The 252-nt window shown below is 37.7% G+C and carries 1 protein-coding gene; it reads left to right on the forward strand.

What is annotated here, in order from left to right; all coding sequences use genetic code 11:
- Nucleotides 1-252: hypothetical protein (locus L9G74_RS21390; protein WP_238898825.1), on the forward strand; the 252-nt coding region annotated here is incomplete at both ends.

Here is a 252-nt window from a genome sequence, read left to right on the forward strand (position 1 = left end):
GATTATCGTTCGGTTGAAAGTAAGGGCGATAAAAAGACCATGCAAGAAAAGATGGCAACCTACAAGCGTCTTGTTAACTATAAAACGGTTGTCTGGGTACTATATCTATGTGCCGTTCAATTAGGTGCCGGTTTATTTATCCAATATGTACCAATTTATTTGAACAATATTTTGCATATTCTGCGGGGAATAACTTCAACTATCAATACTTTGCAAACCGTTGCCATCTTCGTAGGTTACTTCTTTGCACCT

This window comes from Shewanella electrica (genome assembly GCF_022321485.1).
In the GTDB taxonomy this organism is placed as follows: domain Bacteria; phylum Pseudomonadota; class Gammaproteobacteria; order Enterobacterales; family Shewanellaceae; genus Shewanella; species Shewanella electrica.